General features: G+C 37.4%; 16 protein-coding genes. 11 read left to right on the top strand and 5 right to left on the bottom strand.

Annotated features, from left to right (window positions below):
* Entirely contained in the window at positions 1-807 is an 807-nt protein-coding gene (locus AMDU4_RS08180) for an ABC transporter permease (RefSeq protein ID WP_021787510.1), read from the top strand.
* Here the strand turns inward: AMDU4_RS08180 and pyrH are convergent, their stop codons facing one another.
* Positions 808-1,485, bottom strand: coding sequence for a UMP kinase (pyrH, locus tag AMDU4_RS08175; RefSeq protein WP_021787509.1), 678 nt, complete (start codon positions 1,483-1,485; stop codon positions 808-810).
* A 42-nt stretch (positions 1,486-1,527) separates the two neighbouring features.
* On the opposite strand from pyrH, the gene prf1 reads away from it, so the two are divergent.
* Together prf1 and AMDU4_RS08165 are read left to right on the top strand one after the other, a co-directional pair.
* Complete coding sequence (prf1, locus tag AMDU4_RS08170) at positions 1,528-2,766, top strand: peptide chain release factor aRF-1 (RefSeq protein ID WP_021787508.1); 1,239 nt, start codon at positions 1,528-1,530, stop codon at positions 2,764-2,766.
* A 633-nt stretch (positions 2,767-3,399) separates the two neighbouring features.
* A complete protein-coding gene (locus AMDU4_RS08165; RefSeq protein ID WP_290704669.1) occupies positions 3,400-4,389 on the top strand; it encodes an ion channel in 990 nt (329 codons plus the stop codon).
* On the opposite strand, the gene vat is transcribed toward AMDU4_RS08165, so the two are convergent.
* Positions 4,390-6,624, bottom strand: coding sequence for a VCP-like ATPase (vat, locus tag AMDU4_RS08160; RefSeq protein WP_021787506.1), 2,235 nt, complete (start codon positions 6,622-6,624; stop codon positions 4,390-4,392). It lies immediately after the preceding gene.
* 198 nt (positions 6,625-6,822) lie between these two features.
* Here vat and AMDU4_RS08155 point away from each other — a divergent pair, with 198 nt between their 5' ends.
* Together AMDU4_RS08155 and AMDU4_RS08150 are read left to right on the top strand one after the other, a co-directional pair.
* Positions 6,823-7,734, top strand: coding sequence for a homoserine kinase (locus tag AMDU4_RS08155; RefSeq protein ID WP_290704666.1), 912 nt, complete (start codon positions 6,823-6,825; stop codon positions 7,732-7,734).
* The gene (locus tag AMDU4_RS08150; protein WP_021787504.1) at positions 7,724-8,812 is read left to right on the top strand and encodes an aminotransferase class V-fold PLP-dependent enzyme; all 1,089 of its coding nucleotides are present in this window, start codon (positions 7,724-7,726) and stop codon (positions 8,810-8,812) included. The genes AMDU4_RS08155 and AMDU4_RS08150 overlap by 11 nt, the downstream gene beginning before the upstream one ends.
* Here the strand turns inward: AMDU4_RS08150 and AMDU4_RS08145 are convergent.
* Entirely contained in the window at positions 8,802-9,398 is a 597-nt protein-coding gene (locus AMDU4_RS08145; protein ID WP_021787503.1) for a mevalonate-3-phosphate 5-kinase, read from the bottom strand. The genes AMDU4_RS08150 and AMDU4_RS08145 overlap by 11 nt on opposite strands.
* 169 nt (positions 9,399-9,567) lie before the next feature.
* Between AMDU4_RS08145 and AMDU4_RS08140 the strand changes: the two genes are divergently transcribed.
* Both AMDU4_RS08140 and AMDU4_RS08135 read left to right on the top strand, forming a co-directional pair.
* Positions 9,568-10,191: a superoxide dismutase gene (locus AMDU4_RS08140; RefSeq protein ID WP_021787502.1), complete on the top strand. Its 624-nt coding sequence runs from the start codon at positions 9,568-9,570 to the stop codon at positions 10,189-10,191.
* Between the two features lie 17 nt (positions 10,192-10,208).
* Positions 10,209-10,838, top strand: a complete 630-nt coding sequence (locus tag AMDU4_RS08135) for an N-glycosylase/DNA lyase (protein WP_021787501.1) — start codon at positions 10,209-10,211, stop codon at positions 10,836-10,838.
* A 4-nt stretch (positions 10,839-10,842) separates the two neighbouring features.
* On the opposite strand, the gene AMDU4_RS08130 is transcribed toward AMDU4_RS08135, so the two are convergent.
* Complete coding sequence (locus tag AMDU4_RS08130; protein WP_021787500.1) at positions 10,843-12,264, bottom strand: rhodanese-like domain-containing protein; 1,422 nt, start codon at positions 12,262-12,264, stop codon at positions 10,843-10,845.
* 85 nt (positions 12,265-12,349) lie between these two features.
* Here AMDU4_RS08130 and AMDU4_RS08125 point away from each other — a divergent pair, with 85 nt between their 5' ends.
* Together AMDU4_RS08125 and AMDU4_RS08120 are read left to right on the top strand one after the other, a co-directional pair.
* Entirely contained in the window at positions 12,350-12,904 is a 555-nt protein-coding gene (locus AMDU4_RS08125; RefSeq protein ID WP_021787499.1) for an NADPH-dependent FMN reductase, read from the top strand.
* A gap of 57 nt (positions 12,905-12,961) precedes the next feature.
* Entirely contained in the window at positions 12,962-13,252 is a 291-nt protein-coding gene (locus AMDU4_RS08120) for an MTH1187 family thiamine-binding protein (RefSeq protein WP_021787498.1), read from the top strand.
* Positions 13,253-13,257: 5 nt separating this feature from the next.
* Here AMDU4_RS08120 and AMDU4_RS08115 read toward each other — a convergent pair whose 3' ends face one another.
* Positions 13,258-14,433, bottom strand: coding sequence for a mandelate racemase/muconate lactonizing enzyme family protein (locus AMDU4_RS08115; RefSeq protein ID WP_021787497.1), 1,176 nt, complete (start codon positions 14,431-14,433; stop codon positions 13,258-13,260).
* Positions 14,434-14,547: 114 nt separating this feature from the next.
* Between AMDU4_RS08115 and AMDU4_RS08110 the strand changes: the two genes are divergently transcribed.
* Both AMDU4_RS08110 and AMDU4_RS08105 read left to right on the top strand, forming a co-directional pair.
* A complete protein-coding gene (locus AMDU4_RS08110) occupies positions 14,548-15,438 on the top strand; it encodes a hypothetical protein (protein ID WP_021787496.1) in 891 nt (296 codons plus the stop codon).
* A 229-nt stretch (positions 15,439-15,667) separates the two neighbouring features.
* The coding region (locus AMDU4_RS08105; RefSeq protein ID WP_021787494.1) for a hypothetical protein at positions 15,668-15,922 on the top strand (255 nt) is incomplete at its 3' end.

The raw sequence follows: 15,922 nt of genomic DNA, 5'->3' as shown, positions 1-15,922 counted from the left end.
ATGGGAGGTTTAATTCCCTTAACCATAAGGGATCTGAAAAGATGGTACAGAAATCCAGTATCTGCTGTGGTGGGAATGATACAGCCCATATTCTGGATTGTTCTCTTCGGAAGTGCCTTTGACATTGCGAAATTCGGCCCTGCATCGGTATCCTCTGCATTCTTTGAGGGGGCGCCAGATTATATCACATATCTGATGGGAGGAATACTGACAATCATAGGCCTATTCACAGGAATGTTTTCTGGAGTTAATATAATATGGGACAGGAGGCTTGGAATATTGCAGAGATTCCTTATCGCCCCAATAAACAGGGCGTCCATAATATTTTCAAGAATACTCTCATCGGTGGTCAGGATACTGGTACAGATCATGATATTATTCGCTGTGGCATTCCTGATACCTAATGGCCTGAAGATCGAACATGGATTCACTGTACTGGATGTTCTGATCCTTGTGTCTGCAGTGTTAATGATATCCTTTATATTCTCTTCCCTGTTCAGCATAATAGCTATAAGAACTACGAAAATGGAATCATTATTCGGAATAGTAAATCTGCTAAACCTGCCACTGATGTTTGCCAGTTATGCCATGTTTCCACCGGCCCTTATGGCAGGCTGGCTGTCAAACGTTGCAAAGTATAATCCGGTTTCGTGGTCTGCCCAGTCCATAAGGATGGTAATAATACACGGAACACTAAGTGCAAGTGAAGCACATACAGTATTAATTTATATGATGGGGTTGCTGGCACTGAGTGCATTCATGCTTATCCTTACATACGTGGCAGCAAACAAGGAGATACGTGGATAATCAAGAAATAATGGTACCATCACATTTTTGATTATAAAATATATTCTTGTATTCATCCAAATTAAAACCATTTACAACGAATATTTTTATTCCGGCCCTTTTTGCTATTGTTAATGATGTGATATCCATAAATACATTTGATCCTGCTCCTGTTGAATTTTTTATTGACAGTGAAATTGCCTCATTATATGATAGCCTTGAGAATTTCTTTGCGTCCTTATCAGTTTTTGGGTCGGATGAGTAAACGCCATCTACTGATGTTGCATTTATAAGTATTTTAGCTCCTATTCTTTCAGCAAGAAGTGTGGCTACAGTATCCGTAGTATGCCCGGGCTCTGTACCGCCCATTACAACATACCTGTAATTGTGTATCATTTCAACAGCATCGTTGATATTTGTTGGAATTTTGGAATTTACATCATCGAAGAATGTTGTCATTGCCAGGGCATTTATCCTGGTTGCGTTTATTCCTATCTCATCAAGTATGTTATCATTAACATGGTATTTCTTTAAATCCGATATATAGGTTCTGGCAAGTTTTCCACCTCCTACAACAATGCCAAATTTGTCATATGTGGAAATAGATTTCATTGTTTCAGAAAATTTTTCCATTAATTCAAGATTGAGCCTTTCTTTTGATATTATTGAACCACCAAGTGATATAACGACACTAGTCATGTGATTTCATTAAGGTTAAATATTATTATAAAATTTTCTATAATGGATGACGAGGATTACAAACGCTATGAATTTAAAAAAGCCATGGAGGAACTCTCTAAACTGCATGGCCGCGGAACAGAGCTAATATCACTTTACATTCCTCCTGAAAAACAAATTTCTGATGTTGTCCAGTATTTAAGGGAAGAATTTTCTACATCTTCTAATATAAAATCAAAAACAACCAGAAAAAACGTTCTTGGGGCAATAGAATCTATAATGTCCAGATTGAAGTACTACAAACAGCCACCTGAACATGGCCTTGTATTTTTTGTGGGGCATGTTGCAACACGAGGGGATCAGACAGAGATGTATACAAAGATAATAGAACCCCCGCAGCCCATACAGACATTTCTATACAAGTGCGATTCAAGTTTTCACCTGGAACAGCTCACAGACCAGCTAAAGGAAAAAGAGTTATATGGGCTTATAGTTATTGATAGGAAAGAGGCAACCATTGGGTTTTTAAAAGGAACAAAGATAGAAGTTGTTGATTATGAATATTCACTGGTTCCTAGCAAGCACCGACAGGGTGGACAGTCATCGCGAAGGTTCGAGAGGCTTATAGAAATTGCCGCTAATGAATTTTTCAAAAAGATTGGGGATATAGCCAACAGCACGTTTATGCCCGTTATAAAGGATGTTATAACCATATTTGTTGGAGGGCCAGGTGCAACAAAGGAGTACTTTATAGAAAAGGATTATCTCAGAAACGAGATAAAGGATAAAATAAAGGACCTCTTTGATATTGGATATACTGATGAATCTGGCTTAAGGGAGCTTGTTGAGAAGGCCTCCGAATCAATAAAGGACATGAGAATAACAAGGGAAAAAGACATAATAAACAGATTTCTCAGAGAAATAAAAAAATCTGACGGTGGCCTTGGCGTATATGGGGAGGCTGCAATAGTCAATGCGCTGAAGATGAAAAATATTGAACTGCTTATAGTATCTGACAGCATAAGAAAAATCAAATATTTTTACAAATGCCCTGTATGCGGTGCTGAAAAAACATTTACTGAGGAGCCACAGCAACAGCCTGTATGTGATAATGACAATGCTTCCATGAATTTCGAGAAAGAAGATGATTTCATAGAAGATCTCTATAAGATGGCTGAGGGATCAGGGACAAAGGTGGAAATGGTCTCGGAGGACAGCGATGAGGGCAGATTGCTGAAAACAGCCTTCGGTGGCCTCGCAGGCATACTAAGATACGTCCCTGAAAATCAGGTAAACATATAATCTAAATATCAAAATGCACCAGATTAATGAACAGGCAGTACTGACATACTCTCCTCAGCTATAAAGCATCGGAAGTTCTTTCTTTTACTTAGTTTTCGTCTTCATTCCTCATGGTCCGGGGGCCTTCCCAACCTCTTATAGAGGATTTTACAGAAGAAATCTCCATCATGCCATTTTTCAGGACTTATCCGATGGATTACCTTCTACTTTTATATTTCATAAAACAATATAATTGTTTCACAATTCATCTCCTCCCAAAGATCGGAGCTTTCTTACTTCTATGTTTGTAAACTGGATCTTTCCTCAGGAATTCAAATTTTCTCGAGAATTCAAACTATAACCACCGCTTGAAGGATTCACTTTTGTTCCCCCATTCGTGCGGGATGTCCACCATTGCGCCGGGTAGAAATAGTTTCCAGCCTACATCTGCTCTTAAGGCGCCCCATGTTTCCTGAAAGTGCATTCACATGAAATTTCGCTGTATGCTACAATCGATCCTATTGCTATTTCTGCCCTGTTGTTAGTTGATTTTATGGGGTTTTTCGGCCTGTACTGTTAATCCCTATGAATTTGACAATACTAAAATTTCGGGTGGCTTAACAAAAAATAAATATACAATTGCTATCAGAGATGGTGAATCCATTTTTCCTCTTTTTCAGGAAATTCAGGAAGTATTCAAGAAATCATGTAATGAAAGCTTCGCTTTTAACCATAAGTGTTATAATATATTCAGTACTCAGCGAATTTTACATTGAGAATAACATAGCATCCAGCGGCATCCACTCATTATTCACAAGCCTCTGGTGGACTATGCAGACTATTACAACAGTTGGTTATGGAGACACACCAGTATATGGCCTGGCTGGAAGGACAAATGGCATGATAATAATGGTAATAGGAATAGGGTCCCTTGGATATCTGATGGCTGGCCTGACAAGCATGCTTATAGATATAAGGTTATCCTCAAAATTGGGTGAGAGAATGGCAGCTGAAAAGAAACATATAGTATTATGCAACTATAATGAAAGCACAAAGAAAGTACTGGAAAGGATAAAATATGATGGTATTGACATAGTTATCCTAAATGAAAATGAGATTAAGGGAGATAATGAATATACATTTGTGAAAGGCAGTTTCCTGAGGGAAAACGACCTGATCAGGGCTGGCATAAAAAAGGCATCGTCTGTCATAATTTTTTCAAGGGCCGAGGATAAGGATCAGATGGGCATGGATGCTGAAAACATTTTATCTGCCATGATTATAAGGAAACTTAATCCAGAAATAAGAATAATCGGTGAGATTCTTAATCCTGACAGCCGTGAACATGCATCCAGCTTTATGGATGATATAATAATAAAGGGCGATGTATCATCCATGCTAATTTATTCATCCATAATGATCCCGGGAATTCCAGAGTTTATCAATGATTTGCTTACATCTGATAGCATTTCTGAAGAGAATGTGGATAAAGGGTATATGGACAGGACATACAGTGAATTCATCCATATAATGGAAAAGGAAAACAAAATAGTTCTTGCCTTCAGAAAAAATGATAAGATATACCTGAGAAAAAATTCTGATGAAAAATTAGATGTGGAAAGTTATATATTTATCAAAAATTGATTACTGGTAGAGACCCAGGTCTTCAGTTTTCTTCTTTTCGCTTATGTCTCTTCCCATTGTTGCTGAAAGATCGTTGTAGAATTTTATAACATTCTTGTCTATGGAAGGACGTATAGTCTTCATTGCCCTTATAAATGCCTCCTGATTAACCTCGGTAGCATCAGGATTGTCACGATACGCCATCATCCCTGCCTCTCTGCACAGGTTTTCCAGATCGGCACCAACATAGCCCTCTGTTTTTCTTGCAATATCATGGAGATCAACATCCTTGGCAAGAGGCATTTTCTTTGTATGGACTTCCAATATTTTCAGCCTTCCTTCCTCTTCAGGAGGCGGTATGTATATTATCTTGTCAAATCTGCCTGCCCTGAGCAGTGCCGGGTCAATTATATCGGGCCTGTTTGTTGCAGCGATAACAACAACGCCATTGAGCACCTCTATGCCGTCCATTGAGGTCAACAGCTGATTAACTATTCTTTCTGTGACACCCGAATCCATGGACGTTCCTCTCCTGGGTGCGATTGAGTCTATTTCATCCATGAATATGATTGCAGGTGATACCTGTTTTGCCTTCTTGAATATTTCACGGACGGCTTTTTCACTCTCGCCGACCCATTTTGAAAGAACCTCCGGACCCTTTACGGATATGAAATTAGCGTTGCTTTCGTTGGCTACAGCCTTGGCAAGCAATGTTTTTCCTGTTCCCGGAGGACCGTAAAGCAGGAATCCTTTTGGAGCCCTGATGCCTAACCTGCTAAATACATCGGGTTTCAGAAGTGGAAGTTCCACAGCTTCACGAAGCTCTGATTTTACCGATTCCAGACCGCCTATATCATTCCATTTTATGTTTGGGATTTCTACTGTGACTTCCCTGAGGCTGCTTGGCTCAATGCTCTTTAGTGCTTCCATGAAATCGTCTTCGGTGACGATCATTTTTTCCAGCACTTCCGTGGGTATAGGCTTATCCAGATCTATTTCAGGAAGGTACCTCCTTAGGGCGTTCATGGCAGCTTCCCTTGTCAGGGCGGCTAAATCAGCCCCCACAAAACCATATGTTATGTCTCCTATTCTGCTGAAGAATTCACTTTGTTTCTCATCATCCATTCCCAGGGGCATCCCCCTTGTGTGTATTGCAAGTATTTCCATACGCCCTTTTTTGTCTGGGACTCCTATGACGATTTCACGATCAAACCTGCCCGGCCTTCTCAGGGCGGGGTCAACAGCGTCAAGTCTGTTTGTTGCACCTATGACTATTACATGCCCCCGATCTTTCAATCCGTCCATAAGAGTCAGGAGCTGGGCAACAACCCTTCTCTCAACCTCTCCCTGCACATCTTCCCTTTTAGGGGCTATTGAATCTATTTCATCAATGAATATTATAGATGGTTCTGATTCATCAGCTTTCTGGAATATCTCCCGGAGTTTTTGTTCACTCTGGCCGTAATACTTGCTCATAATTTCAGGTCCGTTGATTGCGTAGAAGTTTGCACCACTTTCGTTGGCTACAGCCTTTGCTATAAGTGTTTTTCCAGTTCCCGGGGGACCATTAAGCAGCACACCCTTTGGAGGCGTTATGCCGAGCCTTTCAAAAAGTTCCGGATGTTTTAAGGGAAGCTCTATTATTTCTCTTATTCTTCCCAGCTGATCAGAAAGGCCACCAATATCTTCATAGCTTACCTTTGTTACTTCTTCCAGCACTTCTGAAGCAGGGTCTTCCCTTATTTCCACATGAGTTTCCTCCCCTACCTCAACAGGAATCTTACTGGGGATGGTTTTAATTACCTTAAAAAGTAAGCCCGTATGCCCGGCAAGTGTGAGTCCTGGAACACTTATGCTGTCCTGCTCTATCAAAGGCCTTCTTATGAGGGCTTTCTGGACAAAATCATCTATGCCTTCCCCAAACCTTAATTTCTGGTCTTTTCTTATTATTGGGGCAAGAACAACTTTCTTTGCTTCTTCCACGTCCACCTTTTTTACCTTTACCTTATCCCCTATTGAAGCACCACAATTATTTCTCATCACACTGTCTATACGGACAATACCCTTGTTCTCATCCTCAGGCCGGGATCTGAACACACGTCCAACAGTAGATCTAACCTTGTCAATGGCAACAACATCACCTATTTCAACATCAAGATCTAACCTGGAAATTTCATCAAGTCTGACCCTGGCCATGCCGGGATCGGTTGCATTTGCCTCAGCTACCCTGAGTGTTATACCATCATTGGTTTTCATATACCCATATTTACTAAATAGTATTTTAAAATATTGATATATCTTTATTTCACTGTGACCACATAATAACCATGAATATTTCAAAAACTAATTGAGATTAATATTGTTCCCATGATATACATTTGTTTTTCCTGCCAATATTACCAAGAATCATATTACATTAAATAAGTAATTTATTTTATGAGTGAATATTATAAAATGGAAGTTACAAAACGGAGTTATTCCTCTTCAGCCAATCTGGGACCTGGATATGATATACTGTCAATGGGCCACAGGGCATTTTTTGATTCGGTGACTGTAAAACAGAATGGGGACGGCAAGGTTAAGATTATTTCAGATTCTACACCTGAATATCCGGAAAAAAACACTGCCGGACTCAGTGTCATGAAAATACTGGAAGACAGGGAAATAAAATGCGGCATTGAAATGGAAATAAAAAAAGGTGTCCCCATTGGGCTTGGATTAGGAAGCAGTGGTGCATCATCATCAGCCGCAGTCAAAGCGGTAAACGAGCTTCTGAAACTTGATATGGGCAAAGATGAAATGGTATATTATTCCATGTATGGAGAAATTGCAGCCTGCGGTTCTGCACATCCAGATAATGTTTCTTCGGGAATTTATGGTGGGCTCACACTTATAAGTTCCAATTCGCCTGTAAAGGTCAGGAAAATTAGTGTTAATTATGATTTTAAGCTTCTACTGATAATTCCAGAGGCTAACATAAAGAGCAAGACCCAGTATGCAAGGTCAATTGTGCCAAAATCCATAACAATGGATGAACATATAGTGAATTCCTCAAGAATATCAACAATGCTTTATGGTTTTATGGAAGGGGATAGAGATGCAATACGTGAGGGTATGAAAGATGATATTGTGGAACGGTCAAGAGAGGCCATGTTCCCATTTTACAACAATATCAAGGAGAAAGCCATGAATAGAAACGCTGTTTCCGCATGTATAAGTGGGGCTGGGCCCACAATCCTGATATTTACTGATGAAAAAACGAGGAAAGATGAAATGTTAAATGATATAAAAAACATCATGAATTCATATAATACTGGATACGCTATTCGTGAAACAGAAATTCTGGAGGGTTACGATGAACAATAATAAAATATATGCAAGCCCGCTTACATTTCCCATATACCAGACAAGTTCCTATGCTGCCCCTGAGGGGGAAAAATACAGATACAGCAGGGAATACAATCCAACAGTGGAAAATCTCGGCCTTGAGATAAGAGATCTGGAGGAAGCGGAGGATTACAATGTGTTTTCATCAGGCATGGGTGCCATCACAACTACATTGCTGGCTCTTTCAAAGCCCGGTGACAGGATATTGACACACCTTGACACATTTGCAAGGTCCTATCATTTTATCAGGGATTTTCTGGGTAAATGGGGAATCCAGGCCGATATATCCAATCCGGGCACAGAGAATATTATAAGAGGTATAAGAAAGGATACCAGAATTGTTTTTGTTGAGAGCATGACAAACCCAATATTAAGGGTAAATGATATAAGGGCAATATCAGAGAAATGCAGGGAAGTTGGTGCCATACTAATTGTTGATTCCACTGTTCCGACTCCCTATAATTTAAAATCTGTAAAACTGGGAGCTGACATAGTTGTGCACAGTGGCTCTAAGTTTATTTCCGGCCATAATAACGTTATTTCAGGACTTATAGCAGGTAGAAAAGACCTTATAGAGAAAATTGACGCCATGAGAAGGACGATGGGAACATCTCTAGATCCTAATTCCGCATTTCTGACAGAAAATGGAATGAAAACACTGGGGATCAGAATGGAAAAAATAAATTCAAATGCCATGAAAATAGCCAGGATTCTTGAGGATAATCCTGGAATATCGAAGATAATCTACCCAGGACTTCCTGACCATCCCGACCATGAAGTGGCAGGGGAATGCATGAAAGGCTATTCTGGCATAGTCTGCTTCAAGATAAAAACTGACCCTGAAAAATTCACAGCTAACCTGAAAAAAATAGTTCCTGCAAATACTATGGGAGGGACTGAAACGATAATATCTATACCTGTCACAATGTCCCACAGATCCCTGAATGCTGATGAGTTGGGTACACTTGGCGTGGACTCCAGTTATATGAGGCTTTCAGTTGGAATAGAAGACCCTGAAGAAATAATAAGAGATATTACCAATGCCCTTAATCAGTAATCTTCAATTTTATATAATCCATAATCCTGTATTTTGTGGACTCAAAATCACTGTTGTCTATAATAAACACATCTTTTCCAGAATTATCCATTGAATACTTTTCTATAATGGTGTATACGGGCAACTGATCAACAAGCCTCTCTCCTGGAGAGTTAAAATGTGTATATTTTGTCCTTTCCTTCAGCCTTTTACTGTGCAGGGGCATATCAGATATGTGTATGTAAACCATGATTATTTTATCTCTGATGTCGCTGTCAATCATTTCTGGAATAAAGTAAAGAGTTTCCAGTATCAGTGGTTCCCCATTGCTGATACCCCTCCTCAAAACTGCATTTATCCCGGGATATATAAATTTTGACTGATCCAGATAGCCCTGTATTATATTGTTCTCGTTGTTTTCTCCATATACCCTATAGGCATTATATACACTTTCCTTCATTGCAGGATTATCTGTATATGGCCTCAAAAATTCCCGCAGATAGTCCCCGGAAAGTACTATATTTATATTGAATTCTCTGCCAATAAAACCTGACAGGCTTGTTTTTCCCACTCCAGGAATCCCCCCAATCAATATAACTGGAATCATGCACGCCTTATTATAAATATATTATTAATTCTTTTTAACATATAAGTGCAAATAGATTCTTTACGCATTCACGGGATAATAATTTTCTTTATCTGGTTATTTATCTGGCTTTAAGCTATAAAAACTGCAATAAATTTTTAAATGATAAGCTTATATCAAAGTGATAATCATGGCTACAGAAACTTGGGAAGTAAAGGAAAATGCAAAACCTAGAGGATTAGACGGCATATCAGATAAACAGATAGACTACCACTTTGATTTCCATTATAAGGGGTATGTGGCAAAACTCAATGAAATCTGGTCAAAGTTGCCAAATGTTGATCTTACCAAGGCTAACCAGAATTACAGCGACCTCAGGGAAATGAAACTGGAGGAGACATTTAACTACGATGGGTCAATGCTTCATGAATATTATTTCGAGTCATTAAGCAAGGAACATGTTCCTATGCCGGAATCCGTTAAAGGGCAAATAGAAAAGGATTTTGGAAGTTATGAAAACTTTGTGGCACTGTTCAAGGCAACAGGCACTGCATTCAGGGGATGGGCACATCTTGTATTTGACCTTAACTGTGGAAAACTCAGAGTTCTCGGAGCAGATATACACAATGCATCTGCCATATGGAATGCATTAATGATACTGCCCCTTGATGTTTATGAGCATGCGTATTACACAGACTACGGAGCCAAGAGGGCACCATACCTGGATGCATTCATGAACAATGTAAACTGGAAAGTCGTTGAAAAGAGACTTGAAAGGGCAAAGAGAACATACGAAGCCTTCAAAAAGGATTAAACACTTTTTTAATTTTTATGATTAAAAACGATGAATTGTCCATTAAAATAATGGAATCAAGATTATTATTTAATAAAAAGATTAATGAAAGAATCATAGATTTTATTAATATGGGTAAATCACGAAATGATTCTCTATTTATAGAATTGTCCTTCTGCATTCTTACTGCAAATACATCAGCTGAAATGGGCATCAGAACTCAGAGAATTATTATGGGCGGTTTTATTGAGTATAGCAGGGAACAGTTAAGTGAAGAATTGAAAAAGGCAAAGTATAGATTTTACAATAAACGGGCAGATTATATTGTCAACGCAAGATTCATGAGAAAAAATCTTAAAAAACTTATCAGTACCATGGATCATTTTACACTCAGGGAATATTTGGTAAACAATGTCAAAGGGCTTGGATACAAAGAAGCATCACACTTCCTGAGAAACATAGGAATATTTGATTTTGCAATCCTGGACAAGCATATTATGCAGCTTTTAATGGATTATGGATATATAAAAGATGTGAAGTTAAATTCAAGGGCAGACTATCTGGAGAAGGAGCAGATATTCAATTCCATGGCTGAGATGTATAATCTGCAGCCGGGAATACTGGATCTCTATTTATGGCAAATTGCAACCGGCAAGATACTGAAGTAATAATTCAATTTCTGATGGCATCTATCTTTTTCAGGTCCTTTTCGGTTGAATAATATGACCTGTATCCCTTGGATATCATAATTGATGCAGCATATGCACTGTTAAGCCCCTTTTTGCAGTAGAAAAAATAATTTTTATCCCGGTTTGCAGATGAAATCAATGAATCAATTTCACCTACAGGCATATTCAGCGCTCCGGGAATGTGCCATTTCATATAATCGTCCTTGCCTCTTAAATCTATAATTATGCTGTTTTCTGGTATGCTATCAACCTTGTTGCTCTGTATGGAATTTATATACCCATCGATCTGATCTTTTTTGATAGTTATAATCTCATGGAAATTATTTTTCAGTGGAAATTTTTCGGTTTCAGACTTCAAATCCCTGTATGCCGTATTAATCCCGGGATTTTTCGAGAAAAGTGAGCAGAACTCACCTATGGATTCTTCCATGTAAAGCCCTTTTGCCCTTGAATAATTTATTGTTTCTTCCTTGTCAAAGCCTATTAAGGGGCGGAATATGGGCATACGTATATCCTGTGAAAGGGATTTCAGGTTTTTAGGGATCTGTGAAGATACCTGGCCGATAGATTCTCCTGTTATTATGGCATCATAATCATTTTCATGGCAAAGATTTTCCGCGTATGAATAAAGAAGTTCCTTGAAGATAAGATTTGCATATTTTTGCTCAGGGTTATGCAAAATCTCTGTTATCATGGATGTTCCGTCGAGTATGAATATATTGCTGTTATACCCATGGGAATATTTAAACAGGAGATTTCTGGCAGATTTAAGCATATAAAGTGTATCAGAGGGATGTGCAAGTGAACAAAAAAGCAGGTCTGTTGCCATGCCGCGCTTCATAACCATAAATGTGGCTACAGGTGAATCAATTCCGCCTGAGAAAAGTGAAATGGCTTTACCCTCGGATTTTAATGGCAATCCACCAGGCCCCTCTATTTTCTCTGTAAAGGTGTAAAAATTTTTGTCACGTACTTCTATGTACAAAGGTGCTGATGAGTTTTCAAGGTCGACGCCTGCTGAATTTTCATAAAGTGCATTTCCTATTGCTATTTCAAGATCTTTGGATGTGAAATTATGGGTGCCTTTTCTTGTTACCCTGACAGCAAACGTTCTGTTTTTTACATAGTCTGTGTATTTTTCCTTACATCTATATACTATGTCCTTAACATCATTGAATGTATATTCATTTGCTGGAGAGAATGATTTTATGCCAAAAATATAGGGCAAAATATTTATTAATTCTGGATTTTCGGAATATAGATATATCCTCCCATCACTTTTTTTGTATTTGAGATTAGAACTGCCTGGCAATGCGGAAATTATATTTTCAACAAGAAGCTTTTCCATAATTCTTCTTGTCTTATTCCCCTTAAGGCCTATCTCAGAATACCTTACAATAAACATTGATAACATATATTTATTTGCTATTTATGCGTTGCTTTCCAAAAGTATCGCTAAAATATTTAATATAGAATGAAATAGAACTGACATGGAAACAATAAAAATAGCAGGATTTGGAGGTAGCTTCAGAAAGGAATCATATAGCAGGTATTTGCTTGAGAATGCCGTTAACCTAATGCCTGAAAATTCGAAACTTGAAATACTGGATATATCCAATTTTCCAACAATGAACCAGGATGAGGAAAATAATTATCCAGAGAATGTCAGGAAATTTAAAAAACAGATAAGGGAATCAGATGGAGTTTTAATAGTCACACCAGAATACAACTATTCAATCCCAGGATATCTGAAAAATGTTTTGGATGTTGCTTCCAGACCTTACGGAGACAATCCATTTGACGGTAAGCCTGTGGCAATCATGAGTTCATCCATAGGAATGCTTGGTGGATCCAGAGCACAGTACCATTTAAGACAGGTATGCGTATTTCTTAATATGATTCCTGTGAATACACCCGAAGTTTTTATGACCTTTGCCCAGCAGAAATTTGACGAAAAGGGCAAGCTAAAAGATGATATGACTGCAAAATTTGCAGGGCAGTTGCTGCAAAATCTTGTAAATCTGGCGATACAGCTTAAAAAATAATTATTTTTAAATTTCTTAAATTGACATGTTTTTATACCATTTTATAATTATTATTTCATGATAGTAGCTGATGTTACGTTTTATCCTATTGGCAGGGGAGTATCCGTGGGAGATACAATTAGAAAAGTTGTCGACCGCATGAAAAATAATAATTCAATTAAATGTTATCCAAATAGCATGGCCACAGTAATAGAATGCGAAAGCATTGACGTACTCATGGATGCCGTGAAAGATGCAGAAAAATTTATTGAAAATCTTGGTTTTCCCAGGGTTGAGACAATATTGCGCATAGACAATAGAAATGATGTTGATAATTCTGTTAAAAGAAAAATTAAGTATGTCGAATAAAAATATTATGGTTTAAAGGTTCCAGAGACAACCCATGGTGGTTCTGTTCCCAGTGGTTCCATGCCAGACACTTTGCTGTCCTCAAGAAGCTTTTCATTTACCTCAATCCCGAGTCCAGGTTTTCCAGATAACTGTATACTTCCATTTTTAACGGAGTATCCTGAAAACAAGTTCTTCTTCCATGCTGGCCAGGATTCCTCAAAGCTTTCCTGTATGAGGAAATTTGGAAGTGTGTAGTCTACATTTACGGTGGCAGCCGTCTGCACTGGGCCAAAGGCGTTGTGATATGCTACTGGAACTCCAAAAGATTCTGCTATGGCCGCTATTTTCTTAGCCTCAAGAATGCCCTTGGAATTTGTGAGGTCAGGCTGGATAACGTCCACCATTCCACCGGAAACATACCTTGCAAAATCCTCTTTGTTAAGTAGTCTTTCCCCAAGAGCCACTGGTATATTGACTTTGCTCCTGAATTCATGCAGGGAATTTTCCAGTTCTGGATGAACTGGTTCCTCGATGAAGAGCGGGTTATATTCTTCCAGTGCCTTTCCCGCACTTATTGCATATTTAGGAGAGAATCGTCCATGGCACTCTATAAGCAAATCTATTTTATCTCCAAGGCTTGATCTCATCTGTGCTACTATTTCCGCCGATTTTTTAATCCCTTCCTCACTAATTTTATCATAATTGTTGCCGAAGGGATCAAATTTAAATGCGGAATATCCAATAGAAACAAGTGATTTTGCCTTGGAAACAAAATCTTCAGGTGACACACAATCGGAATACCAGCCATTGGCATATGCCCGGATTTCATCATTGAATTTCCCACCTAATAAATTGTATACCGGTGAACCCAGGTTTTTCCCAATGAGATCCCAGGATGCAATTTCAAAGGCGCTTAATGCTGCTGTTTCTTCCACCGATTTGGTTACATAAAAAGCATTTTTATAATAATCCCTCAAATTCTTTTCTATATCAAAATAATTCTTGTTCTGAAATACCCTTGCAACCTCGTTCATGCTTTCCTTAACAGGTAGGGTCATCATTGTTGTAGGCGCCTCACCAAAACCCACTCTGCCTTCGGTAGATGTAAGTTTTAGGATAAGTATTGTAGAGCTCCATGGGGATGATTTTTCCTCTGAAGATCCCAATTCATAAATCTCAATATCCTTTATAGTTTCCATGGGGAAATAATAGTATGATTCTTATTAATTTTTCCGATGTGGGAATATATTATTAATCGAATGGAAATATTTAAATAAAATTAATATATATATATATATATATATATATATATTATGAAACAGAGATATATAATGTTGATATCTGTAGCCATAGTAGCTTTGTTCATAATGATGGCATTTTCAGATACTGTTTATAGTGATAAAAACAATAATATGCAAAATAGTGCTGATAGCAGCAATAATGTAAAAATTGGGAATATTACATTCATGCACAATTATAACATATCCAGTAATTACATATCAACCAGCAATATAAATAAGACATCAATAAACAGGGTGTACAGTTATGAAAATAGGGATGTTAAAAATAATGATAATAATACAACTTCCTATAAGTACGATTACATAGCAACAAACAGTACAAATTATTTATTGCAATATTATAATAATTCTAATGTAAAGTATACAATTGCATATACAGATACATTCAAGCATTATAAGGTGGAGATAGGGGATATAATATACAGGAATGGCAATGGGAATATATCATATGTCTATGCCAATATAGTTCCTATAAATTCATCCAAAATATTGCTGGGAAATGAATTTACACTGGATAATAAGGGTACATACGGCAATGTAATGGAAAAATTAATAAATAGTATAAAATTAATATCATTTAACTATATGTATTCCAGTAATAAGACATTAGATAGGTTTGGTATAGAATATTCATATATTGCATCGGCAATGGGTAATATGCTAAAATCAACGAATAATGGGATTAAGAATATTAGCATAGATAAAGCAGTAGGGATTGCAATAGACTGGACTTGGGGGTGTATAATAACAACAGGGTTTTATATAGCAACAATTGTTTTGATTGTACTTGCTGCAATTTTTGTATGGCCAGTATCTATTAGTTTAATTAGTATATTCGGTGCTATATCAGGAGCGATAGGTGCAACTTATGGTGAAGGAAATGCATGTTTTGGTGGATGGTAATATGAAATCTACTGATAAAAATTTAGAATTCAAAAAAATTCGTAAAACCAGAAAATGGACGATTTACGGTTACATATTAGCATCTATAGAATTATTATTTAATTCAATTATTTTCTTTATCATCAAGAATTATATTTTAGGATACATATTTTCAATAATATTTGGATTGATGTTAATTGAGACTATATATAAAATAGTTTATTTCAATAAAAATTTGCAGTAAATATTTATGCATAGCAATGTAATGGAAAAATTAATAAATAGTATAAAATTAATATCATTTAGCTATATGTATTCCAGTAATAAGACATTAGATAGGTTTGGCATAGAATATTCATATATTGCATCGGCAATGGGTAATATGCTAAAATCAACGAATAACAGTGTAAAGAATATAGAGATAGATAAAACAGTAAGTATACTTATAGACTGGACGTGGAGTTGTATTGTTCATTTAATTTACTATATAGTTGCTATAATAGCT

The organism is Ferroplasma sp. Type II, from assembly GCF_000496155.1.
The sequence above is the reverse complement of the archived record's forward strand: the minus strand, read 5'-3'. Positions and strand labels throughout refer to the sequence as shown.

Excerpts from the sequence above, each read along its gene's own strand:
- AMDU4_RS08180 (WP_021787510.1), top strand. The coding sequence starts at position 1 with ATGGGAGGTTTAATTCCCTTAACCATAAGGGATCTGAAAAGATGGTAC.
- pyrH (WP_021787509.1), bottom strand. The coding sequence starts at position 1,485 with ATGACTAGTGTCGTTATATCACTTGGTGGTTCAATAATATCAAAAGAA.
- prf1 (WP_021787508.1), top strand. The coding sequence starts at position 1,528 with ATGGATGACGAGGATTACAAACGCTATGAATTTAAAAAAGCCATGGAG.
- vat (WP_021787506.1), bottom strand. The coding sequence starts at position 6,624 with ATGAAAACCAATGATGGTATAACACTCAGGGTAGCTGAGGCAAATGCA.
- AMDU4_RS08155 (WP_290704666.1), top strand. The coding sequence starts at position 6,823 with ATGGAAGTTACAAAACGGAGTTATTCCTCTTCAGCCAATCTGGGACCT.
- AMDU4_RS08150 (WP_021787504.1), top strand. The coding sequence starts at position 7,724 with ATGAACAATAATAAAATATATGCAAGCCCGCTTACATTTCCCATATAC.
- AMDU4_RS08145 (WP_021787503.1), bottom strand. The coding sequence starts at position 9,398 with ATGATTCCAGTTATATTGATTGGGGGGATTCCTGGAGTGGGAAAAACA.
- AMDU4_RS08140 (WP_021787502.1), top strand. The coding sequence starts at position 9,568 with ATGGCTACAGAAACTTGGGAAGTAAAGGAAAATGCAAAACCTAGAGGA.
- AMDU4_RS08135 (WP_021787501.1), top strand. The coding sequence starts at position 10,209 with ATGATTAAAAACGATGAATTGTCCATTAAAATAATGGAATCAAGATTA.
- AMDU4_RS08130 (WP_021787500.1), bottom strand. The coding sequence starts at position 12,264 with ATGTTTATTGTAAGGTATTCTGAGATAGGCCTTAAGGGGAATAAGACA.
- AMDU4_RS08125 (WP_021787499.1), top strand. The coding sequence starts at position 12,350 with ATGGAAACAATAAAAATAGCAGGATTTGGAGGTAGCTTCAGAAAGGAA.
- AMDU4_RS08120 (WP_021787498.1), top strand. The coding sequence starts at position 12,962 with ATGATAGTAGCTGATGTTACGTTTTATCCTATTGGCAGGGGAGTATCC.
- AMDU4_RS08115 (WP_021787497.1), bottom strand. The coding sequence starts at position 14,433 with ATGGAAACTATAAAGGATATTGAGATTTATGAATTGGGATCTTCAGAG.
- AMDU4_RS08110 (WP_021787496.1), top strand. The coding sequence starts at position 14,548 with ATGAAACAGAGATATATAATGTTGATATCTGTAGCCATAGTAGCTTTG.